The organism is Bacillus sp. FSL K6-1284, assembly GCF_038002625.1.
Taxonomy (GTDB): domain Bacteria; phylum Bacillota; class Bacilli; order Bacillales; family Bacillaceae; genus Bacillus; species Bacillus paralicheniformis.
Genome location: NZ_JBBOCW010000001.1, coordinates 263,445 through 287,207 on the forward strand (window position 1 = coordinate 263,445; position 23,763 = coordinate 287,207).

A 23,763-nucleotide genomic window follows, 5' to 3' on the forward strand; every position below is an offset into this window, starting at 1 on the left:
AAAAGACTCAAAATCAAAGTGCGTAAATATTCCCCAAAAGACAGCGTTACGGCTGTCTTTTTCGTTTGCGGAACAGCACTTCGCCCACGGCACCTGCGGAAACGCCGAGCACATAAGCCAATAAATCGCTCCACAAAAATCCATAACCGAGAATGAGTCCGCCGAGCGGAACGGCTCTGATATCATCAATCCATGGAGCGCGATACAGCTGGCTGCATTCGATTAAAAAACAAAATGCGAGCGCAATCAGCGCTACTGAAGCTGTCTTCGCGTTTTTGAACAAAAAGCCTGCGCCGAAGAAAATCATCAGCGCCCACAGCGCATCCCCTAAATAGGCATTCACGATGTCCGGCAGCATATCGGCCGCCTTTCTTGAAGCAAGCCCCGCCGCCATCGCTGCGAATATCAGCGCAAGCCGGCGGATACGGCTTCTTTTCATATTCATGGCTGGACCCCTTTTCTGCCGAAGCAGGTGAAGTAAATCTTCGGAGACATGACGGATACAAGAGGAAAAACGTTTTATTATTTTGGACGGTTTAAAATGAACGAAAAAAGCCGCCGGATACGGCGGCTTGTGTTATATCGCATTTTTGCTTTCGGTTTTTTGTTCGGTGCCGGAGCGTTCCCAGCATTCGACGCCTTCATGGTTTTCAAGAACATCTTTATAAAAGACCGGATCTTTTCCAGCTTTTCGCTGTTTCACATAGTCTTTCAAGGCGGCAAATGCCACTTTTGACAGCAGGAAAATCGCGATTAAGTTGACGATGACCATCAAGCCCATGAACAAGTCGGCGAGGTCCCACACAAGCTGGACTTTTGATACCGATCCGAAGATAACCATCGCAAGCACACAGATTCTGTAAATGAAGAGCCATGCTTTGTTCGTGTGCAGGAATTCGATATTCGTTTCTCCATAGTAGTAGTTTCCGATTAAGGTGCTGAAAGAAAACAGGAACACCATAATGGCAAGAAAGCCTGAGGCCCATGCTCCGATGTGCGTGCTGAGCGATGCTTGCGTCAACTCGATTCCGCTCAGCCCCGGTTCTTGATACGCATCGGAAAACAAAATGATAAAAGCTGTGCTTGAACAAATCACCAAAGTGCTCGTGAAAACCCCTAAAGCCTGGACAAGACCCTGTTTGACAGGATGGCTCGTTGTCGCTGCGGCTGCTGCATTCGGCGCGCTGCCCATCCCGGCTTCATTCGAGAAGAGGCCGCGTTTGATTCCGTTCATCAGCGCTGCGCCGATGGCTCCGCCTGCCGCTTGTTCAAGGCCAAACGCATGACCGACAATCAAAGAGATGACGTCCGGCAGTTTCGTAATGTTCATCAGCATGACAAAAACGGCGACGCCGATATATAAGACGGCGAGAAATACGACAATATATTCGGACAGCTTGGCGATCCGTTTGATACCGCCGAAGGTAATGATGCCGAAGGCAATCGTAATGATAATCCCCAGTGTAAGACGGTCTGTCCCGAATGAGTTTTCAAAAGCGACCGTTATCGTATTGGACTGGACCGCGTTAAACACGATTCCGAAGGATAATGTAATCAAGACGGCAAACAGCGCGCCCATCCAGCGTTTTTTCAAACCCTTTTCCATATAGTAAGCAGGGCCGCCGCGGAAGCCGTCTTTATCCTTTATTTTATAAATTTGCGCCAGCGTGCTTTCGACAAAGCTTGACGCCGAACCGATGATGGCGATGATCCACATCCAAAAGATAGCGCCGGGTCCGCCCAAGGCAATGGCGATCGCAATCCCCGTAATATTTCCTGTGCCTACTCTCGCGGCCATGCTAATGCAAAAAGCCTGAAAAGGAGAGATTCCGTTTTTGTCGGGTGCTCCTTCCTTTAAAACCCGGAACATGTCTTTCAGCAAGCGAACTTGAAAGAACTTCGATTTAAAAGTAAAAAACAGTCCCGAAGCCAGAAGCATAATAATTAATAGTTTTGACCAAAGAAAATCATTTGTGACAACAATGACTTCTTGAAGGAATTGCTGCATGCTTTCACCTCTTTTTTGTGATTTTAAAAAATACTGAGATCCCATTCACGGGCTATATGTTTTAACAGCATTCCGCCCGTCATGCTGTTGCCGTAATCGTCAATCGCCGGACCGTAGATGCCGATGCCGCATCCATGCCGAAAAGGCTGTTCTCTTTTTATGCTGGCAGGCACCGCGCACATGATTCCGCCGGAGACGCCGCTCTTTGCCGGAATGCCGACAAAGGCCGCGAATTTTCCTGAAGCATTGTACATGCCGCACGTCAGCATTAAAGCTTTTGTCAGCCTGGCGACATCCTTCGGGATCACCTGCTCTTGGCGGAGAGGGTGATATCCGTCATTTGCGAGAATCATGCCGATCAAGGCGATGTCTTCAGTGCTTCCTTCCATGGAGCATTGCTTCAAATAGACTTCAAGCGTTTCTTCGACGTCTGCTTCGAGGAAGCCGGTTTCCTTTAAATAATGGGCCAATGCTCTGTTCCGATGGGCGGTTTGCCACTCTGACCGAAATACTTCCTCATTGATTTCAAGCCGTTTTCCAATCATTTTTTCAATGACTTCATGAAGCGACTCCATTTTTTCCAGTGCCGATTCACCGGGTAGGATCGACGCAACGGTCAGCGCTCCGGCGTTGATCATCGGGTTAAACGGCTTTCCCGGCTTGTGCATTTCAAGGCGGATGATTGAATTGAACGCGTCTCCCGTCGGTTCTACATCAACACGGTCTAATACGTAAGAAATCCCTTTCGTCAAACACGCTGCGATAAAGCTGACCACCTTTGAGATGCTCTGGAGTGTGAATGATACGTCCCAAGTTCCTGCTTTGATCACCGTTTGATCAGAACCGATCACACAGATGCCGAGCTGGTTAGAGTCGATTTTTCCTAAAGCGGGAATGTATTCGGCGTTGCGTCCGCTAGCGGAAAAAGGACGGTAATGTTCAACCAAATCTTCAAGGCGGGATTGCCAGAAGCGGGCGTCATAGCGTTCTTCCAATACTTCATTCATCGAATTTCCTCCAATCTGACCTGTTAAAGCTTGCAGGTTTGCTGAAAAAATACGAGGCTCTAAAAAGCGGTGATTAGGGCATGGCGGCAGAAGGCAAAGGGGTATAAGCCTCTGCCGCACAAGTTGTTTTAAAGCCTGTTCTTTCCTGGGAAAAGGGGTTTGGGTTGCGCAAGGGAGTGAGTTGCGGGAAAATATAAGCGTTTTCAAATAGAGAAAATATACATTCAATTTATAATAGAACCTACATAAACCTACAAAAAGCGACAAAAATATTTAAAAAATAAGCCAATTGATTTAAAAATCAAATCGACTGTGGGTAAAATGGGAGTTGCGGAAAACGTGCGGTTAAAGTCAAAATAAAGCAACACGTTTGTAATGGAGGATCAGCATGATGGGTGGAAATTGGGGAAGCGTGATGAAAAAGGCTGCCCGGCTTGTAAAGAAAGACGGCTATATCTTAACAGTGATGATGTTAACGGTGCCGCTCGCAGGAGAGCTGAAGTTTTATCCGTTGAACGAGACCTTCCGGGTCAGCTTCGGCGTTCCAACTTTTTTCTTTCTTTTGTTGCTGCTGCGGAATGTCCCGGCTGTGCTGTCCGGCTTTTTAACGGGAGCGGCCGTCGTCGTGTTTCGGGTGCTGCTTGATGCATTCGGCCCGGGGCAGATCGATTGGTTGTCATCCTTTTATCACCATTATCCGACTTTTTTCTTTTATTTCACATATGCGTTTCTATTCTACTTGGCAAAAGTGAAGCGATTTCAATTTCGCCCGCTCTATATCGGGTTTCTGGGCTTCGGAATTGAACTGATTGCCGATGGAGCCGAACTGGTCGTTCAATATATGATGTTCGAGTCTACCGTCACCCCGGGAAAGATCCGCGACATGATGGCGATTGCTTTTTCCCACAGCTTTATTGTGCTGAGCTTTTTTAATGTCATGAAGCTGTATGAAACGCAATCGCGGGAAAAGCAGATCCGCGAACAAAATGAGCACATGCTGATGATCGTTTCAAATTTATACGAAGAAACCGTTCATTTGAAAAAGACGTTGAAGAATACTGAAGAGATTACGAACGAATCCTATCAGCTGTACAGGCTCTTAAATAGACAGAGCGATAACAATTCCTCTGTCCGGCAGATCAGCCAGAAAGTGCTGCGCCTCGCCGGTGAAATCCACGAGGTCAAAAAAGACAATCAGCGCATTTTCGCCGGACTTTCAAAATTAATTTCAAAAGAAAGCTTCAGAGATTACATGGCTGCAGAAGATCTGGTCCTGCTTGTGACCGGCATTAATCGAAAGTATGCCGAATCGCTCGAAAAAGACATTGACTTTCATTATTCGATAGACGGAGAACATCCGAAATACCACGTGTATACCGTATTATCCGTGATTAATAATATTATGGCGAATGCGGTGGAAGCGATTCAAAAGCAGGGCTCCATCCGCCTCAGCCTCTATAGGTGCGGCGATGACATGCTGGAATGCCGCGTGGAAGATGACGGACCGGGCATTCCCGAGAAAGTCGGGGATGTGGTATTTGAGCCGGGGTACACATCAAAATATGATGAATTCGGAACTCCTTCAACTGGAATCGGTCTGTCTTATGTGAAGGAAACTGTCGAGGAGCTCGAGGGGAGCATTCGATTTCGGAATGATGCAAGCGGTGTTGTGTTTACGATCAGACTTCCGGTCCAACAATTGATTCAGAAAGGGTGAAGGCCTGTGCGTTTTTTTATTGCAGATGATGACCGTGCTGTGCGATCGATTTTAAAACAAATCATTGAAGACGAAGATTTGGGAGAAGTGGCCGGAGAAGCGGAAGACGGCTGCGATTTGGAAGGCCACTTCCTGAATTTGCAGCAAATTGATATTTTATTTGTCGATCTTTTAATGCCCCTCCGCGACGGAATTGAGACGGTTCGTCATTTGCATGGCGCTTTCTCAGGGAAGATCATCATGATTTCCCAGGTGGAATCGAAGGAAATGATCGGTGAAGCCTATTCCCTGGGGATTGAATATTATATACATAAACCGATTAACCGCATTGAAATCTTGAACGTCATTCAAAAAGTCAAGGAGCGCATCGAGCTGGAAAGGTCGATCCATGATATACAATCTTCGCTGACCCGGCTTGTGAGTCTCGGCAGCGGACGAAAAAACGGCTTTAGGGAAAAAAGCATTCAGGAAACAGGCGAATTTCTCCTTTCTGAACTTGGAATCGTCGGGGAGAGCGGTTCCCAGGATTTACTTGCCATCCTTCAGTATTTGTTTGATGATGAACAGACCTCATTATATGAAAAGGACTTTCCGCCGCTCAAACAGATTTTTCATCAGATTGCCGAGCAAAAGCTCGGGCCGGCTGCTTCACCCGTAGAGATCAACAGGGAGGTTAAAGCGTCTGAGCAGCGGATACGGCGGGCGGTCAGCCATTCGCTAAACCATTTCGCATCACTCGGTTTAACAGACTTTTCAAATCCGCGGTTTGAAAGCTATGCGTCCCGGTTTTTTGACTTTACTGTCATCAGCAAAAAAATGAAAGAGCTGCAGAGAGACTCTGCCGCCTTGCCGTCCGCCCGCGTCAACACGAAAAAATTCATTCAGGTTTTCTTTTTGGAAGCCAAGCGGTTGAGTGAAAGCGCCGGAAAAATGGGTTAAAAAGAGCTTCCTCACCTTAGAGGAAGCTCTTCTGCATGCCGGTTACCCAGCGTATTCTCTTTTCAGCAGCGAAAACATGTATACGTCAATCAGTCTTCCTTTCGCTTTCTCGTAATCTCTTAGCAGTCCTTCCTTTTGAAAGGATAACGAGTTGAGGAGTTTGATTGAAGGCGTGTTTTCGGGCTCTACCTTCGCTTCGATCCGGTTGAGGTTCAAGCTTGTAAAGCCGTAGTCGATCAGCTTTTGAACAGCTTCGGAAGCAAAGCCTTTTCCCCAATGATTTCTCCCTAAGTCATAGCCGATTTCAGCTCTGCCGTTTTCCTGGTCGATCATATTAAAACCGCACGTCCCGATGACTTCATCCGTTTCTTTCACAATGATTGAAAAGCGGTTTGCCTGCCCTTCAAGGCTTAAATCATTGATCATTTGGATCATGTCCCGCGCCTGTGAGACGTCTGTAAAAGGCGTGATATTCATATATTTTGTGACTTCCGGATCTGACCAGTATTGACAGAGGACATCTGCATCTTCCAATTCCATTTTTCTCAAAGTCAATCTTTCTGTATAAAGGGTTTCCATGTTCTTGCCTCCAAGTTCCGTATTATTAGGAATGTGAAAGGACCATTCATCGATTTGCGCATCATTCATGTTCATAGAATAAAAAGTAAACTGTTATCGGGAAACGGAGGGATAAATCCCTTTTTTATCTAAAATGGAAAGTGCAATTTCGGCAGCGGAGCTTCCGGCAGCCCGTTTTTCACCTTGAATATGAACAGCAAAGAAAAAAGTATTATCGGCAGTTTCTACATACCCGATAAACCAACCGGCATGGAGTTCCCCGTTGATTACCGAGGTTCCGGTTTTACCGGATAAAACCCTGCCATTTGATTCTTCTAAACGTATCGAATCTTTCACAGTTTCAATATTAGACTGTTTAAAATCAAATTCGTTATCATAAAACTTTTTTAATATATTGACCTGTTCAAGTGGAGAAATTTGAAGAGAGCCATCCAGCCAATAATCGGCCGGGACTGAAAAATCCTCATTTCCATAATGTATAGATTTGAGATAATGACGTAAATGATCCTCCCCAATTTGCCGGTCCAATTTTTGAAAATACCATGTTGTGGAGCTGCTCATCGCAGAGAATAAATCCTGGTCTTGATTCCATTCTTTATACGGATATTGAGTCCCATCCCAAGTCATGTGAGAGTCGTTCTTCGTGATGATCCCGGATTCCAGTGCGAGCAATGCGCTAAACACCTTGTAGGTGGAAGCAGGTGCGAATCTGGAGGTGCTTTCTTTCCTATTGTATATTGTATACTTTTTCCTATTAGAATTAAACAGGACAAAGCCCCCTGAGGCTGAAAATTTATCAAAAAAAGTGCTGTAATCTTCGTATTCTACATTGGTGCCGGGTAAAAAGCGTGTTTCTTTTTGCATGGCCAATATAGACACAGAAGGAGTACCGGCTAATATGGCCCCAAGAACAAGAGTGAACACTAAGGCGCTTTTCGCCTTTAGCAAAGGTGATGCCGTCTGAAAGTTGACAACTGTAACAATCCGTCTTTTGATATGTTTGTATGAGCTGCTGAATTCAGAAGCGGCTAACAAAGACGATGTTCTTTGCTTAATTGAAGTGAATTTTAAAATCACCTCGCCATATTTGAGGTGCAACTTTTTATCAAGCGTTTTTAATACGGCAAAGTCGCAAGAAATCTCCATCTCCGTTTTCGCTTCCTTTGATAAATACCATACGAGAGGATTAAACCAATAGACGATTTTCAACAGGCAAAGAAAATAGTTGATAAGCATATCTTTTCGTTTGCAATGGTACAGTTCATGAAGCAAAACACATTTCATTTCGTCGGCTGAAAACATTGAAATATCTTTTGGCAAGATAATATATGGACGAATGACCCCAAATGTAATGGGGGATTTTATCAATGGAGAACGGCCCAAAATGACTTTTTGATGAAAGCGTATTTCCTCTTTACATGTGTGAAAAAGGGATAATAGCTCTTTGTTGTTAACAATTTGCAGGTTCTTTTTTATTTTGCCGATTTTTAGATTGCTATAAAGAGTAGCCAAAAGCATAACGGCAACGCCCAATATCCAAACTGCGAAAAAGGCTGAATCTATCATTTTGGAAGACGATTGTTCAATCGACATCGAAAAGTCCTGCACCCAGTTTACATGTTGGCCGATTGCTTCTGTCGTCTTGTCTGTGGAGTGGGATTGGGATAATGCCGATTGAGCTCCTCCTAAATTCAGAATCCAGTCAAAATGATGGCTTTTTAGAAAATGAAAGGGGATAAAAGGAGCGATCAATGCCAAAAGAGAAATCACGCTAATATAATAGTGGGTGCCTACAGTGATTTGAGTCCTGAGCAGTTTTTTAATGAGTATGATGATAGAAAAAAACAGAGACAATAGAATTTGACTAACCAAAAAGGGAATAAAGAAAGAACTGCTCATTTCATTCCTTCTTTCTGTTCTTATGTTCTTCTAATATTTGATACAATTCATTAATTTCTTCACCTGACAGCTGATCATTCTCCAAAAAGTTTAATACCATCGAATTAAGAGTTCCATTGTAAAACCGGTTTAAAAAACTGTGACTCTTAACCTCTATATAATCACTTTCGTCTATATTTGGTGTGTAAACGAAAACCCGTCCTTCTTTATGGTGGTTTAATGCGCCTTTTTTAATGAGGCGCAGCAGCATGGTTTGGATGGTTTTAGGGCTCCATGTACTGGTTTTGGATAACTCTTTAATTACCTCATTGGTATTGATCGAAGAATGCTTCCAGATGACTTTCATCACTTCTAATTCCGCATCAGAGATTTGAGGTATTTTTTTCATTTTAATCATCCTATACTTACAAATGTAATACTCTCATTATAGGTTTGCCATTTTAAGAAGTCAATTTAACTGGAGTGAACATACAGTTTCTGCATTTTTAATTCCATCACTTCCCTCCGTTCATTTGTCCCCGGTGGAAACGAGGTCATCATTTCCTTCCGAAAAAACGGTTGCATTTAAATCTTACATATGTAATACTTTCAAAGACTACATTTGTAAGATTTGATGTTTGAGTCGGCTGAAAGATCGTACGTACCAATTATTGTTTCGTGATCGTTCAAGCCATAACACTGTAGGGATAGTGGAAAGAGTGCTTCATCTGGTTACGATCAATCAAATATTCAAACGGGGGGAGACGATTTTGATGAAATTATGGTTCAGTACTTTAAAACTGAAAAAGGCTGCAGCAGTGTTGCTTTTCTCTTGCGTCGCGCTTGCAGGATGCGCTAACAATCAAACGAATGCCTCGCAACCTGCCGAGAAGAATGAAAAGACGGAGATGAAAGATGATTTTGCAAAACTTGAGGAACAATTTGATGCAAAACTCGGGATCTTTGCATTGGATACAGGTACAAACCGGACGGTAGCGTATCGGCCGGATGAGCGTTTTGCTTTTGCTTCGACGATTAAGGCTTTAACTGTAGGCGTGCTTTTGCAACAGAAATCAATAGAAGATCTGAACCAGAGAATAACCTATACACGTGATGATCTCGTAAACTACAACCCGATTACGGAAAAGCATGTTGATACGGGAATGACGCTTAAAGAGCTTTCGGATGCTTCGATTCGATATAGTGACAATACGGCACAGAATCTTATTCTTAAACAAATTGGCGGACCTGAAAGTTTGAAAAAGGAACTGAGGAAGCTTGGTGATGAAGTTACAAATCCCGAACGATACGAACCAGAGTTAAATGAAGTGAATCCGGGAGAAACTCAAGATACCAGTACAGCAAGAGCACTTGTCACAAGCCTTCGAGCTTTTGCTCTTGAAGATAAACTTCCAAGTGAAAAACGCAAGCTTTTAATCGATTGGATGAAACGAAATACCACTGGAGACGCCTTAATCCGTGCCGGTGTGCCGGACGGTTGGGAAGTGGCTGATAAAACTGGAGCGGCATCATATGGAACCCGGAATGACATTGCCATCATTTGGCCGCCAAAAGGAGATCCTGTCGTTCTTGCAGTATTATCCAGCAGGGATAAAAAGGACGCCAAGTATGATGATAAACTTATTGCAGAGGCAACAAAGGTGGTAATGAAAGCCTTAAACATGAACGGCAAATAAAACATTGCTTAAAACATCATCTTACATAAAGTCACTGATCAAGTTCATATCATTGCCTGGCAATGGTGTGGGCTTTTTTTGTTTTCTATCTTTAAAGATCATGTGAAGAAAAACGGGAAAATCGGTCTGCGGGAAAGGACCGGGTTTTTGTCGAAATCATAGGCGAATGGGTTGGATTGTGACAAAATTCGACACATCTACTGGCGGTGCGACTTGATGGACCATCAACCGCGTCTCTCCTCCTGTTTACAATACTTTACAGTTCGTTAATAAACTCTGCCTATAATAGAACCCGATCAATCATTTGTATAGAGAGGGGTAATACGAATGACACATGAAGGACCGCTGGAGGAATGGATGAAAAAGCTGAGCGAGGAAAGCCTCAAGGACAATACGTTTGACCGCCGCCGTTTTATTCAAGGGGCCGGCAAAATAGCCGGGCTTTCGCTCGGACTTGCAATTGCGCAATCGATGGGGGCAATGGAAGTCAATGCAGCACCGACATTCTCCGAATATCCGTTTACACTTGGCGTAGCATCGGGAGATCCGCTTTCTGACAGCGTCGTGTTGTGGACAAGGCTGGCGCCCGATCCGCTAAACGGGGGCGGGATGCCGAATGAAGCTGTATCCGTGAAATGGGAGGTCGCGGAAGACGAACGCTTCCGCCGTATCGTCAAACGGGGAACCGAAAAAGCGACACCGCACCTTGCACACTCGGTACATGCTGAGGTATCCGGACTGAAACCGAATCATGTGTACTATTACCGCTTTAAATGCGGCAGCCAGCTGAGCCCCGTCGGCAAGACAAAAACGCTTCCGGCGGCAGGGGCAGATGTTGCTACATTCACATTCGCTTTTGCTTCATGCCAGCAGTACGAACACGGCTATTATACCGCCTATCAGCATATGGCGAAGGAAAAGCTCGATCTTGTGTTTCATCTCGGCGACTATATTTATGAGTACGGTCCGAATGAATATGTTTCAAAAACAGGCAATGTCAGGACACACAGCGGTCCTGAAATCATGTCGCTGCTTGATTACCGAAACCGCCATGCCCAATACCGTTCAGATGCAAACTTGAAAGCCGCGCATGCCGCCTTCCCGTGGGTTGTCACATGGGACGACCATGAAGTGGAGAACAACTACGCGAATGTCATCCCTGAAAAAGGCCAGTCAGTAGAAGCGTTTATTAAACGGCGTGCCGCCGCATACCAAGCTTATTACGAGCATATGCCGCTCCGCCGCAAATCCCTGCCGAACGGTCCTGATATGCAATTGTACCGGAATTTTTCCTACGGAAATCTGGCGGACATTAGCGTGCTTGATACCCGTCAGTATCGCGATGACCAAGCCAATGGAGATGGCAATAAGCCTCCTTCTGATGAATCGAATGATCCGAAGCGGACGTTGCTTGGAGCCGAACAGGAGGCTTGGCTGTTTGACAACCTGAGTCGTTCCGGGGCGCACTGGAACATTATCGCACAGCAGATTTTCTTTGCGCAATGGAACTTTGGGACAAGCGCGGCGCCAATTTACAGCATGGATTCGTGGGACGGATACCCTGCTCAGCGCAAGCGGGTGATCGACTTCATCAAATCTCAAAAACTGAACAACATCGTCGTCCTCACCGGTGATGTGCATGCCAGCTGGGCAAATAACCTGCTCGTTGACTTTGACAATCCAAAATCGGACATCTTCGGTGTGGAATTCGTCGGGACGTCGATTACATCTGGAGGAAACGGCGCTGATAAAAGAGCGGATACGGATAAGATTTTATCGAACAATCCTCATATAAAGTTTTTCAATGATTACCGCGGCTATGTGCGCTGTACGGTCACACCGGAAGAATGGCGGACAGATTACCGCGTGGTCCCATATGTGACAGAACCGGGTGCCGCGATTTCGACAAGAGCTTCCTATGTTTATCATAAAGACTACACAGGGCTGAAACGTATCGCTTCCAACATTGTGCCTGGAGGCGTGAAGAAGTCAAACGAAGTCGAAGAAGACCGTTTCCTCGCACATACAAGAGCCCATCAGAAGCAATTGAAGCAAAAGGAGAAAAAAGTAACCCAGTAATCAATGAAAGGATGACAGCAAAATGCTTTCAAATATCGGTATTCCGGGTCTCATCCTGGTTCTGGTAATTGCGCTGATCATTTTCGGGCCTTCAAAGCTTCCGGAAATCGGCCGGGCTTTTGGAAAAACGCTGACCGAATTCAAAAGCGCGACAAAGTCATTAGTATCTGCCGATGACAATGAGATCGGACAAGAGACTAATGTGAAAAAGCAAAGCGATCCATCGGCAAAATAGATGATCAATAGAGCGGGCGGGTGAACCCGTCTGTTCTTTTTTTCTGTTTAGCATGTGAAGGGGAGGAAGTCGAAGGTGAAAAAAAGGGAAACACATTTGATTGCCCATCTTGAAGAGCTGCGCCAGCGAATCATTAAAACGCTTCTGACGTTTATTCTGTTCCTCATCACCGGCTTTTTGTTTGTTCAGGACATCTATGACTGGCTGATCAGAGACCTTGATGAAAAGCTTGCTGTACTGGGGCCGGGGGATATTCTTTGGGTATATATGATGATTGCGGGGGTGCTGGCGATCGCAGCCACCATACCGGTGGCCGCTTTTCAGACATGGCGGTTTGTGGCGCCTGCGCTGACCGACCGCGAACGGAGGACGGCATTATTTTATATTCCGGGGCTGTTCACTTTTTTTATTTTAGGGATTGTATTCGGTTATGTTGTGCTCTTTCCGCTCGTTCTTCAGTTTTTAATCGGATTATCCGCCGGCCATTTTCAAACGATGTTTACGGCGGAGCATTATTTTCGCTTTATGATGAACCTGACACTGCCATTCGGGTTTTTGTTTGAAATGCCCCTCATCGTGATGTTTTTAACGAGCCTCGGGATTTTAAATCCGGCCAAGCTCAGTAAAATGAGAAAAATTTCTTATTTTGCGCTGATCGTCGTATCAGTTGTGATCACGCCGCCCGATTTTATCTCGGATGTGTTGGTGATCGTCCCGCTGCTTGTATTATACGAATTAAGCATCTCTTTATCGGCATTGATTTACCGGAAAAAAACCGCTGTGCAACCAGGGGCTGAGGCCCAAGGCTGAAGACGGACCGTGTCTTCAGTCTCTTTTTTTTTGCTTGAAATAAAAAAATCAGAAAATAATGATATTGACAATTTGTTTATTTGTCTTACAATTAAACAAAAAGATGAATGGAGGGATTTTCTAAAACAGAAACATCGCATTTCAACTGAATGATAACGCTTTCTCAGGAAATGAACGACAGGGGGATGACGGAGATGAGTCAATTACGGAAGGCGCCGGAAGGCATATTAGGTTTCCCGGTGGCACCCTTCAACAAGGAAGGAAAACTGGAAGAAGAAGCACTTTACGAAAACATCCGCTTTTTATTGGATGAAGGGCTTGAGGCGGTTTTTATCGCTTGCGGCTCAGGAGAATTTCAGTCTCTCAGCGCAAAGGAATATGAGCAAATGGTCGAAATTGCCGTCTCGGCGGCGGGCGGGAAGGTGCCTGTTTACACAGGAGTGGGCGGCAACTTGAGCACCGCTTTGGAATGGGCGCGGATTTCCGAGGAAAAAGGGGCTGACGGCTATCTGATTCTCCCGCCATACTTGATACACGGAGAGCAGGAAGGCCTCTATCAGTATACGAAAACAATCATTGAAAGCACGGATTTAAACGCCATCATTTATCAGCGAGACAATGCGGTTTTGACACTTGAACAGATTCAGCGGCTGACCGATCTCGAGCAGCTTGTCGGGCTCAAAGACGGCATAGGGGATATGGCGTTGAATATCAGTTTGTCGTATACGATAGGAGACAGGCTGGGCTGGCTCAACGGAATGCCGATGGCTGAAGTCACGATGCCGGCCTATGCTCCGATTGGCTTCACGTCGTATTCTTCGGCGATATCCAATTATATTCCTCATATTTCAAGGATGTTTTATGAGGCATTATTAAACGGCAACGACCAGCTTGTCAAAGAGATTTATGAGCATGTCATCATGCCGATTAACGAGATCCGCAAACTTCGGAAGGGCTATGCCGTGTCTTTGATCAAAGCCGGTATGGAAATCATGGGCCTTCATGTGAAAAACACGGCAAGACCGCCGATCGTTCCGGTGGAAAAAGAACATTGCCGGCAGCTCGAAAACATTCTGAAAAACGCGATGGCGCGTTATCCGAAAACGACCGCTGCCCTATAAACAAAAGGAGGAATTTGAAGATGTCTGTTGCAGCTGAAAATAAAACGTATTTTAACTTTATCAACGGCCGCTGGGTGAAGGCTGAATCGGGCGGGATGGAACAGAGCTTGAACCCGGCAGATACACGGGATATCGTCGGGCTTGTGCAAAAATCTTCGATTGCGGATGTAGACCGGGCGGTTGAAGCGGCCAAGCAGGCCAAAAAGGCTTGGAGAAAGCTGTCGGGAGCGGAGCGCGGTCAATTTCTTTACAAGGCCGCTGATATCATGGAACAGCGCCTCAATGAAATTGCCGAGTGTGCGACGCGTGAAATGGGGAAAACACTGCCTGAAGCAAAAGGAGAAACAGCGCGGGGAATCGCGATTCTCAGATACTATGCCGGAGAGGGAATGCGGAAAACGGGCGATGTGATTCCCTCCACCGACACATCCGCTTTCATGTACACCGACAGGGTGCCGCTCGGTGTCGTCGGCGTCATCTCACCTTGGAATTTTCCCATTGCCATCCCAATTTGGAAAATGGCGCCTGCCCTCATCTATGGAAACACGGTCGTCATCAAGCCGGCTACAGAAACCGGAGTCACCTGCCTTAAAATTATCTCGTGCTTTGAGGAAGCAGGGATTCCGTCAGGCGTGGTCAATGCGGTGACAGGGCCAGGATCATCGGCCGGCCAAAGGCTTGCCGAACACCCGGATGTGAACGGAATTACATTTACAGGGTCGAACCAAACCGGAAAAATTATCGGCCGGACGGCGTTTGAAAGAGGGGCGAAGTATCAGCTTGAGATGGGCGGCAAAAACCCGGTGATCATAGCAGATGACGCCGACCTTGATAGTGCGGTTGAAGCGGTCATCAGCGGAGCGTTTCGGTCGACGGGTCAAAAGTGTACGGCGACAAGCCGCGTCATCGTCTTAAACGGTGTTTATAACCGGTTTAAAGAAAAGCTGCTTCAACAAACAAAAGAAATTACAATCGGCGACAGCTTAAAAGAAGAGGTCTGGATGGGACCGATTGCGAACAAACAGCAGCTTGACAACTGCCTGTCCTATATTGAAAAAGGAAAGCAAGAAGGAGCGGACCTCATTTTCGGCGGCGATAGGCTGGCAGATGGAAAATACGAAAACGGCTATTATATCAGGCCAGCCATTTTTGACAATGTCACTTCCGGCATGACGATTGCCCAAGAAGAAATTTTCGGCCCGGTCATCGCATTAATCAAGGCGGATACACTTGAGGAAGCTTTGGAGACGGCCAATGACGTCAAATTTGGCCTGAGCGCCTCCATTTTTACGCAAAACATCGGCCGGATGCTGTCATTCATAGATGAAATTGAAGCGGGGCTCATTCGCGTCAACGCCGAAAGCGCCGGTGTCGAACTGCAGGCGCCATTCGGCGGCGTTAAACAATCGAGCTCACATTCACGGGAACAGGGGGAGGCAGCAAAAGAATTTTTTACAGCTGTGAAAACCGTATTTGTCAAACCGTAAATCAATCGTTTCGGTACAAATGAATAAAGGAGAAGATGCTATGAAAAAAAATCGTGCAGCCTCCCCCCATACCGCGGGGAAAAGAAGTTCTGTCCGCTGGTTTGTCGTGTCTATGCTGTTTCTCGTCACATCCATTAATTATGCCGACCGTGCGACACTCTCGATCGTCGGCGATTCTGTGCAGCATGAGCTTGGGCTGAGTTCGGTGGCGATGGGGTATGTCTTTTCCGCATTTGGCTGGGCGTATGTTGTCGGCCAAATTCCCGGAGGCTGGCTGCTCGACCGCTTTGGGTCGAAAATCATCATCGCCGCCAGCATCTTCTTTTGGTCATTGTTTACCCTTTTGCAGGGAACGCTTGGCTTTTTCGCCGCGGGAACGGCCGTTATCCTTTTATTTGCGCTCCGGTTTCTCGTCGGTCTGTCAGAAGCGCCGTCCTTCCCGGGCAACGGCCGGGTGGTGGCTTCCTGGTTTCCAAGCTCTGAACGCGGAACAGCATCGGCGATCTTCAACTCGGCGCAGTACTTTGCACTTGTCATTTTTTCACCGCTGATGGGGTGGCTCGCCCACTCATTCAGCTGGCATACGGTTTTTGTCATTATGGGTGCTCTGGGGATTGCGATGTCGTTTATTTGGCTGAAAACGATTTACGAACCCAAAAAACACCCGAGAATCAATGCCGCCGAACTGGCGTACATCGAAGAAGGCGGCGCGCTTGTCTCGATGGATGAGGGAAAGAACGCGGAAAAGAAGGAAAAGGAGTCCCAATGGCCTTACATTAAGCAGCTTTTAAGAAGCAGGATGCTGCTCGGGGTGTATATCGCCCAATACTGCATCACAACGTTGACCTATTTCTTTCTGACCTGGTTTCCGGTCTATCTCGTTCAGGCACGCGGTATGTCGATCCTTGAAGCGGGTTTTGTCGCATCGCTTCCTGCAATCTGCGGATTTTTAGGAGGATTGCTGGGCGGGTTCGTGTCAGACTTCCTTTTGAAAAAGGGCTGCTCGATAACGGTTGCCAGAAAAACACCGATCATCCTCGGCATGCTGATGTCCTGCTCGATGATCGTATGCAACTATGCAGATTCATCTTGGCTGGTCGTTTCCATCATGTCGCTTGCCTTTTTCGGAAAAGGATTTGGCGCGCTGGGCTGGGCGGTTGTGTCAGATACCTCGCCAAAGGAGTGTGCCGGCTTGAGCGGCGGCATCTTCAACACCTTCGGAAATATTGCGTCCATCACGACACCGATTATCATCGGATATATCGTGAATGCGACAGGCTCATTTAACGGAGCGCTTGTGTTTGTCGGTGCCAACGCGATTGCCGCGGTATTAAGTTATCTGTTTCTCGTCGGGCCGATCAAGCGCATCGAACTGCAGAAAGAGGAAGACCCTGCGGACACCACTTTATCCACATGAAATGTAAGCGCTTTAACAAGAGGGAGGCTAAATCGATATGAATACAAACATCCACCAGCATGTAAAAGAGGAGAAAGCATCGCAAACACCGTCAATTGCTGATATGCAGGTCATACCCGTGGCAGGGCGCGACAGCATGCTTTTGAATTTAAGCGGAGCTCACGGCCCCTTTTTCACACGGAATATCGTGATTTTAAAAGATTCATCAGGCGCTCTCGGTGTCGGCGAAGTTCCGGGCGGCGAACGGATCCGCCAGACGCTGGAGCAGGCGAAGCCGCTTGTCATCGGTCAGCCGCTCGGCGCTGTTCAATCGATTTTGCAGTCTGTCAGGCGTCGTTTTAAAGACCGGGATGCCGGAGGCCGCGGGGTGCAGACCTTTGACCAGCGGACGACAATACACGCAGTGACCGCATTGGAAGCGGCTTTGCTCGATTTGCTCGGGAAATTTCTCGGCGTCCCTGTAGCGTCGCTCTTGGGGGAAGGCCAGCAGCGGGAAAAAGTGAAGATGCTCGGCTATTTGTTTTACATCGGCGACCGAAAGCGCACAACGCTTCCCTATATTAGTGAGCAAGAGGCAAGTGACGATTGGTTCCGCCTCCGCCGCGAAGAAGTGTTGACACCCGGGGCGATCGTCCGTCTTGCTGAAGCAGCTCAAGAACGATACGGTTTTCATGATTTTAAATTAAAAGGCGGCGTCCTTTCGGGAGAAGAAGAAATCGAGGCGGCATCCGCTTTGGCAAAACGGTTTCCCGAGGCGAGAATCACCCTTGACCCGAATGGCGCGTGGTCATTGGAAGAAGCGATTGCGCTTTGTAAGGGAAAACGGGATGTGCTCGCCTACGCGGAAGACCCTTGCGGAGCGGAAGCCGGATACTCGGGTCGGGAAATCATGGCCGAATTCCGCCGTGCGACAAGCATTCCGACAGCGACGAATATGATTGCGACAGACTGGCGGCAAATGGGGCACGCGATACAACTGCACGCTGTTGATATACCGCTGGCAGATCCGCATTTCTGGACGATGCAGGGATCTGTCCGCGTTGCCCAAATGTGCCATGAATGGGGGCTGACGTGGGGTTCTCACTCCAATAACCATTTTGACGTCTCATTGGCCATGTTCACCCACGTTGCCGCAGCAGCTCCCGGCGACATCACGGCGATTGATACGCATTGGATTTGGCAGGATGGACAGCATCTGACAAAACAGCCTTTTTCAATTGCTGACGGATATGTCCAAGTTCCTGATCAGCCGGGGCTCGGCATTGAAATCGACATGGAACAGGTGGAAAAAGCAAATGAACGGTATGAGAAAATGAAAGCAGGCGAGCGGAATGATGCCGTTGCCATGCAGTTTTTGATTGAAAATTGGCGTTTCGACCCTAAACGTCCTTGTCTTGTTCGTTAATTGCGGAAACAACGGTTTGAGAGGCCCCTAGCCGACATTGTCATACGCGATATTTTGTCTTACAATATGAACAACTGAAAGGGGGCCCACAGTCGTGGAAGAAGATATGGAAACATTGCAGGTCGAATCAGTCAATCGCAAGACATTGGCGAAACAGGTTGTAGAACGAATCGTCCATTTATTATCAAGCGGCCAATTGAAACCGGGGGACAAACTGCCGACGGAGATCGAGCTCATGGAAAAACTGAATGTGAGCAGACCCGTTCTCCGCGAAGCTTTAATATCACTCGAAACGCTCGGAATTATTAAAAGAAAAACCCGGGACGGCACGTATTTTAATGATAAAATCGGCATCCAACCGTTTTCTGTCATGCTAGCTTTGGCGGTTGATAATTTGCCGGCCATTATTGAAGCGAGGATGGCGCTGGAACTCGGGCTTGTCACGATCGCCGCAGAAAAGATCAATGACAGTCAGCTCGAAAGGCTGCAGGAAACGATCGATATCATTGCAAACAGCACGGATAATCATTATGGAGAAGCAGATAAAGAATTTCACCGGATTATCGCTTTGAGCGCGAACAACCCGGTGCTTGAGGGCATGATTCAATCACTCTTGATCACACACGCCAAAATCGACAGCCAGATTCCATACAGGGAAAGGGACCGGACTGTCGAATATCATACGAATATTTTGAAAGCCCTTCAACAAAGGGACCCATATCAAGCCTATCACCATATGTATGAGCACTTAAAATTTGTACGTGACAAAATACTGAATGGTCTTCGTGATGAAAAAAACAATCATTAAGTTGTTTGACAGCGCTTTCTAACATGTGCCGCAGCGGGAGAAGGGCTGTGGAAAGGCGCTGATCGAAAAGGGGAGTTGATCAATACTTATGCTTGTCAATCAAACTGAAACCCCGCTGTACATTAAGGTGAACGAAAAAGACAATACCGCAATCATCGTCAATGCCGGCGGACTGCCGAAAGGGACGGTGTTTCCTTGCGGGCTTAAACTGCAGGAATGGATACCTCAAGGTCATAAAGTGGCTTTAACAAACATTACACAGGGCGGAGCCGTTATTCGCTACGGTGAGGTTATCGGCTATGCCGTCAAACCAATCGAAAAAGGCGGGGGGATTTCCGAGTCGCATATCATGCTTCCGGAAGCTCCGCCGCTCGATGAACTGCCCATCGCCAACAAAGTTCCAAAACCCGCTCCCCCTCTTGAAGGGTACACATTTGAAGGATACCGGAATGAAGACGGGAGCGTCGGCACGAGAAACGTGCTTGGCATTATGACAAGCGTGCAATGCGTCGCAGGCGTTCTCGATTACGCGGTTAAACGAATTAAAGAGGAACTGCTTCCAAAATATCCGAACGTTGACGGTGTCGCTGCATTAAATCATCAGTACGGCTGCGGTGTGGCGATTAATGCACCGGAAGCCAAAATCCCGATCCGAACGATTCAAAATATCGCCAGACACCCTAATTTCGGCGGGGAAGCGATGGTGATCGGACTCGGCTGCGAGAAGCTCCTTCCGATGAGGATAGAGCCGGAAGGAGACGCTGAAAACATTCTTTCATTACAGGAACGGCGAGGGTTTGAGCAAATGATACAATCGATTATGGAAATGGCCGAAGAGCGCTTAAAAAGGCTGAATGAACGGAAGCGGACAACATGTCCCGCTTCAGACCTGGTGATTGGCCTTCAGTGCGGTGGCAGCGACGCTTTCTCAGGAGTGACCGCAAACCCCGCGGCGGGATATGCGGCCGACTTACTCGTCCGGGCAGGGGCCACGGTTTTATTTTCGGAAGTCACTGAAGTCCGCGATGCCGTTCATCTCTTAACACCGCGCGCTGTCAATGAAGAAGTCGGCCGCGCCCTGATTCGGGAAATGGCTTGGTATGACCGCTATCTGGAAAGAGGCGAATCAGACCGAAGCGCCAATCCGTCGCCAGGGAACAAAAGGGGCGGGCTGGCAAACGTGGTTGAGAAATCGCTCGGCTCGATCGCGAAATCGGGAAGCAGCCCGATCAATGCCGTACTCGCGCCAGGTGAAAGGGCTGTACAGAAGGGACTCACTTTTGCAGCGACACCTGCAAGCGATTTTGTATGCGGCACCCTGCAACTGGCTTCGGGCATGCATTTGCAAGTATTTACAACCGGAAGAGGAACGCCGTACGGCCTTGAAATGGCTCCGGTTATGAAAGTGGCAACCCGGCAGTCATTATCAGAAGATTGGCGCGATTTAATCGACGTTAACGCCGGACGGATCGCAACAGGTGAAGCTTCAATAGAAGAAGTCGGCTGGGAAATTTTCAGGACGATCCTTAACGTCGCAAGCGGAAGAAAAACATGGGCGGAACATTGGGGACTCTCCAATGACTTGTGTTTGTTTAACCCCGCGCCTGTGACTTGATCGAAAAGCACCTTGATAAGGTGCTTTTTTAATTGTGAACTCGTTTTTAACAAGAAGTATAAAGTGGTTCTTTTTTCATATTTCCTCTTTGGTAAACTAAACCGCAGTACCTTTCGGAATCTTGGCGCATCAACCATACTGCCTGTTTTTTCAGAGGGCCGGCATACGATTTGCAGGGTGGTGATTCTTATTTCCTATTTATCTAATTTATTCCATGTTGTAACATAAAAAAGTATCATTTTCAAGCATGTCATTCGCATTAAAATGAAGTGCTTGCAGCTTAACTTAAAAGCCCTTGGAGGTTTAATAAAATGAAAAAGATGATGATATTGTGTTTTTCTATAATACTAATCTTTACAGGAGGATGCAGTATGAACGACAGCCAAAACGGCAAGAACGGCAATCAAGAAGAAGCGGTCAAGCCGAAAGATATGGACCCGAAAGACCTCCCGCAGGTTCCGGCGTTCCAGGATGAGAAAACAAGAGAATACATGGCATCAACAAAGGAAGTCGAGCCGGGCTATTATTTGCTTGAGTCTAAACTGAAAGGGTTTACGATGTTGTTTCCGGAGGATGGGGAGTATGAAGCAGAGCTATCCTCAAATAATGGAAAGAACATAGAGAGCCTCGCCTTTAATAGCTATGACAAAAAAACAAATATTGTTCTTAATGCTCAAGTTAAGTATTATTCTCAGCAATCGTATGTTAATAAACCCAAAACGATGCTTGAAATTATTAGCGGACAGAATGGATACAAAGGAAAATACCAAAAAATCGATCAGTCCGGAAAAGATATATATTTTGCTCATATGAAAGAGGTATTTGATGATATAGATCGAAAATACAATTTTTCATATAGTTATTTTGGTTATGTAAAGTCTACAGAAGAGGACTATTTAGGTGTTGAATATAACTTTACATTTGCATGCCATAAAGAAGATCAACCATGTTCCCTCTCAGAAGAAAAAGCGAGAAAAACCGCAAAGAAACTTGTTAATTCAATAACCTTCAGTACAGAAGGGGAAGAAAAATGAGGAATAAAAATTTATTTGAAAATGAGAATGTGAAACTGCGTTTAATAAATTTAGAATACAGCTATAAAGAAAGATTTGCATCTGAAAATGCAAATGAAGTGAAAAAAGCTAAAGAGGATTTTGCCGCTGATGTACGCAGAATCTATAAAGAAGAAACAAATAAAGAACTTCCCAAAGATATAAAAATTTATACCTCAAAGGAGATTTTACAGAATAAAGATTCTTCTGTTAAAAGCTCAGGCTATGATGGTACTGCTATATATATTCAAGATAAAACTCATGACACCAATCAGCTTCAAATAATTTCTCAGGGAAGTGCTGATAATGAGGACTGGGTATATAACTTTTCAGGTCTTTTTCTGGGAATGGATGATAGTCAATACAAAGCAACTAAGGAATTTACCATCGAAACAAAGAAAAAAACGCAAGATGTAAAAAGTCTAAACACTTATGCAATGGGACATTCTCTTGCAAATAATAACCAAGTGCTAGTTCAGTTGGTTGATGGTGAATTTGATGAAGTTTATGGAGTGAATGGAGCGCAAATCAGTGTTGACCATATTTTAAAAGCAGACTATAAACTTACTAATTATCTTAAAAGAAAATTCAACACAATAAAAATCAGTGAAATTCCTAAAAATGATCTAAAAAAAGCCATCATCAAATACTACAACGACAAAGGCGTCACAGCCAACATCACCCAGCGCATTTCCAGTAACGATCCGCTCTACGGTGTCAGCGGGAAGGCTGATTTTATTACGTTCGGCGATGTGAAAATGACGAACACACACCCGGATATAAAAGGATTCCGAAGTGTCATTGATCATATTCCTGATGAAGATGTGAGCAAACTGAAAGGGTACTTTCAAAAATATGCTGCTGATTATCGAAAGGGCGGCATTCAGGGGTTTGCTATGGAAGCAATCGGCGTAGATATGGATTTTTTAAACGGAATAATGAATGAAGAGGGTACAGCTCAGCAAATAGCATATTGCTTGAAACATCCGGCCCGCCTCTTGAATATGGTGGGTGCACTTGATAAAAAGCTGCCAGAGTTTAAAGCATTTTTTGCGAAAGTCAAGGCCTACAGCGGCCCTGTTCTCAATCAGCTTGAAGCAAACGGTTATATTGATGAAGCGAAAAAAAAGACCATTCAAAAAGACATTGCCGAAGTAGAGCGACTGACAGGAAGGCTTGACGTTTTATATGAAAAGATCAAATTTCTTGTCGACTGGAAGACTGTCATATTTACTCTAAATAATAGACAACTCTCTCAATCACTAATGAAAAATTTAATCGAATTTTATTCAACTTATAAAGCATTGGAAGAAGCCTTAGGCAAACTGGATCAAGACACAAAAGACCTTCTCAATCTTATTGGCGAAGGCCACAGCATCACCCCGCTTCTAAACGCCCTATCCAAAAAGAAAGGCATCAGCTACAAAGGAGGAGACATCTATTTTTCTAAGAAAGGCAAGGACGGAAAAGAGATAAAGGTCAATCTGTCATCTGCCATCAGGATTTACCAGGCGGGGATGGCTGCCATTTCAAAGATTGAGGCTGAAATTGAACGCTACCAACGTGTTTTCCACCATGAAATCCACGATCATTTCGCAATTAAAAAATCTGAGTTGACAAAAGCCATTCATGACATGGAAGCCAATCCTTCCCGCTACCAATTCGACATTCAGTTCAAGCTCGCCTCAGGCTTCGCCGGATCAAACGGAAAGCTGAATAAAATCGTCGTCCACGACTCGTACCACACGGCCCCGCTTCCTCAGTGCGACGGCGTCGTCAGCGAATTAAAAAAACAAACCTCCAGCAAAAAGAAATTTGTAAAAAGCATTCGCGCCAGCATTGAAAAATTGTTCGATGAAGATGAGCAAATTTCGGCGCTGTTTGATTTTAAGGCATAGGGGAGGGGGAT

The 23,763-nt window shown here is 46.1% G+C and carries 20 protein-coding genes; 14 read left to right on the plus strand and 6 right to left on the minus strand.

Annotated features, from left to right (window positions below; translation table 11 throughout):
* Nucleotides 1-46: 46 nt before the first annotated feature.
* The 3 genes from MHB72_RS01465 to MHB72_RS01475 form a co-directional block, all read right to left on the minus strand.
* Nucleotides 47-445, minus strand: a complete 399-nt coding sequence (locus MHB72_RS01465) for a ribosomal maturation YjgA family protein (protein ID WP_216921640.1) — start codon at nucleotides 443-445, stop codon at nucleotides 47-49.
* A gap of 132 nt (nucleotides 446-577) precedes the next feature.
* On the minus strand, nucleotides 578-2,008 hold the full coding sequence (locus MHB72_RS01470) for an alanine/glycine:cation symporter family protein (RefSeq protein WP_020449985.1): 1,431 nt from the start codon (nucleotides 2,006-2,008) through the stop codon (nucleotides 578-580).
* Between the two features lie 23 nt (nucleotides 2,009-2,031).
* Nucleotides 2,032-3,015, minus strand: a complete 984-nt coding sequence (locus tag MHB72_RS01475; protein WP_216921637.1) for a glutaminase — start codon at nucleotides 3,013-3,015, stop codon at nucleotides 2,032-2,034.
* 388 nt (nucleotides 3,016-3,403) lie between these two features.
* On the opposite strand from MHB72_RS01475, the gene MHB72_RS01480 reads away from it, so the two are divergent.
* On the plus strand, nucleotides 3,404-4,732 hold the full coding sequence (locus MHB72_RS01480; protein WP_302052730.1) for a sensor histidine kinase: 1,329 nt from the start codon (nucleotides 3,404-3,406) through the stop codon (nucleotides 4,730-4,732).
* 6 nt (nucleotides 4,733-4,738) lie between these two features.
* The gene (locus MHB72_RS01485; RefSeq protein WP_216921634.1) at nucleotides 4,739-5,671 is read left to right on the plus strand and encodes a response regulator; all 933 of its coding nucleotides are present in this window, start codon (nucleotides 4,739-4,741) and stop codon (nucleotides 5,669-5,671) included.
* A 42-nt stretch (nucleotides 5,672-5,713) separates the two neighbouring features.
* Here the strand turns inward: MHB72_RS01485 and MHB72_RS01490 are convergent, their stop codons facing one another.
* From MHB72_RS01490 to MHB72_RS01500, 3 genes are all read right to left on the minus strand, one after another.
* Complete coding sequence (locus MHB72_RS01490) at nucleotides 5,714-6,250, minus strand: GNAT family N-acetyltransferase (RefSeq protein ID WP_020449989.1); 537 nt, start codon at nucleotides 6,248-6,250, stop codon at nucleotides 5,714-5,716.
* A gap of 93 nt (nucleotides 6,251-6,343) precedes the next feature.
* On the minus strand, nucleotides 6,344-8,149 hold the full coding sequence (locus MHB72_RS01495; protein WP_075212974.1) for a BlaR1 family beta-lactam sensor/signal transducer: 1,806 nt from the start codon (nucleotides 8,147-8,149) through the stop codon (nucleotides 6,344-6,346).
* 1 nt (nucleotide 8,150) lies between these two features.
* A complete protein-coding gene (locus MHB72_RS01500) occupies nucleotides 8,151-8,537 on the minus strand; it encodes a BlaI/MecI/CopY family transcriptional regulator (protein ID WP_020449991.1) in 387 nt (128 codons plus the stop codon).
* A gap of 364 nt (nucleotides 8,538-8,901) precedes the next feature.
* Between MHB72_RS01500 and blaP the strand changes: the two genes are divergently transcribed.
* The 12 genes from blaP to MHB72_RS01560 all read left to right on the plus strand — a co-directional run bounded on the left by blaP (nucleotide 8,902) and on the right by MHB72_RS01560 (nucleotide 23,752).
* On the plus strand, nucleotides 8,902-9,825 hold the full coding sequence (gene blaP / locus MHB72_RS01505; RefSeq protein ID WP_216921774.1) for a class A beta-lactamase BlaP: 924 nt from the start codon (nucleotides 8,902-8,904) through the stop codon (nucleotides 9,823-9,825).
* Nucleotides 9,826-10,152: 327 nt separating this feature from the next.
* Nucleotides 10,153-11,904: an alkaline phosphatase D family protein gene (locus tag MHB72_RS01510; protein ID WP_216921629.1), complete on the plus strand. Its 1,752-nt coding sequence runs from the start codon at nucleotides 10,153-10,155 to the stop codon at nucleotides 11,902-11,904.
* A 22-nt stretch (nucleotides 11,905-11,926) separates the two neighbouring features.
* A complete protein-coding gene (locus MHB72_RS01515) occupies nucleotides 11,927-12,139 on the plus strand; it encodes a twin-arginine translocase TatA/TatE family subunit (RefSeq protein WP_020449994.1) in 213 nt (70 codons plus the stop codon).
* Nucleotides 12,140-12,214: 75 nt separating this feature from the next.
* Entirely contained in the window at nucleotides 12,215-12,949 is a 735-nt protein-coding gene (tatC, locus tag MHB72_RS01520) for a twin-arginine translocase subunit TatC (RefSeq protein WP_059230742.1), read from the plus strand.
* Nucleotides 12,950-13,143: 194 nt separating this feature from the next.
* Nucleotides 13,144-14,070, plus strand: coding sequence for a 5-dehydro-4-deoxyglucarate dehydratase (gene kdgD / locus MHB72_RS01525; protein WP_123032484.1), 927 nt, complete (start codon nucleotides 13,144-13,146; stop codon nucleotides 14,068-14,070).
* A 20-nt stretch (nucleotides 14,071-14,090) separates the two neighbouring features.
* The gene (gene gucD, locus MHB72_RS01530; protein WP_216921627.1) at nucleotides 14,091-15,557 is read left to right on the plus strand and encodes an alpha-ketoglutaric semialdehyde dehydrogenase GucD; all 1,467 of its coding nucleotides are present in this window, start codon (nucleotides 14,091-14,093) and stop codon (nucleotides 15,555-15,557) included.
* Between the two features lie 40 nt (nucleotides 15,558-15,597).
* The gene (locus MHB72_RS01535) at nucleotides 15,598-16,974 is read left to right on the plus strand and encodes an MFS transporter (protein WP_020449998.1); all 1,377 of its coding nucleotides are present in this window, start codon (nucleotides 15,598-15,600) and stop codon (nucleotides 16,972-16,974) included.
* Between the two features lie 37 nt (nucleotides 16,975-17,011).
* Nucleotides 17,012-18,379 (plus strand): glucarate dehydratase, encoded by a 1,368-nt coding sequence (gudD, locus tag MHB72_RS01540; RefSeq protein WP_216921624.1) that lies wholly within the window; start codon nucleotides 17,012-17,014, stop codon nucleotides 18,377-18,379.
* A 106-nt stretch (nucleotides 18,380-18,485) separates the two neighbouring features.
* The gene (locus MHB72_RS01545) at nucleotides 18,486-19,187 is read left to right on the plus strand and encodes a FadR/GntR family transcriptional regulator (protein ID WP_154495802.1); all 702 of its coding nucleotides are present in this window, start codon (nucleotides 18,486-18,488) and stop codon (nucleotides 19,185-19,187) included.
* Nucleotides 19,188-19,275: 88 nt separating this feature from the next.
* On the plus strand, nucleotides 19,276-20,802 hold the full coding sequence (gene garD / locus MHB72_RS01550; RefSeq protein WP_254122271.1) for a galactarate dehydratase: 1,527 nt from the start codon (nucleotides 19,276-19,278) through the stop codon (nucleotides 20,800-20,802).
* Nucleotides 20,803-21,113: 311 nt separating this feature from the next.
* Nucleotides 21,114-21,836, plus strand: a complete 723-nt coding sequence (locus MHB72_RS01555) for a hypothetical protein (RefSeq protein ID WP_026580465.1) — start codon at nucleotides 21,114-21,116, stop codon at nucleotides 21,834-21,836.
* Nucleotides 21,833-23,752, plus strand: a complete 1,920-nt coding sequence (locus MHB72_RS01560) for a DUF6792 domain-containing protein (RefSeq protein WP_216921621.1) — start codon at nucleotides 21,833-21,835, stop codon at nucleotides 23,750-23,752. Before MHB72_RS01555 ends, MHB72_RS01560 begins: the two co-directional genes overlap by 4 nt.
* The last annotated feature ends 11 nt before the right edge of the window (nucleotides 23,753-23,763 follow it).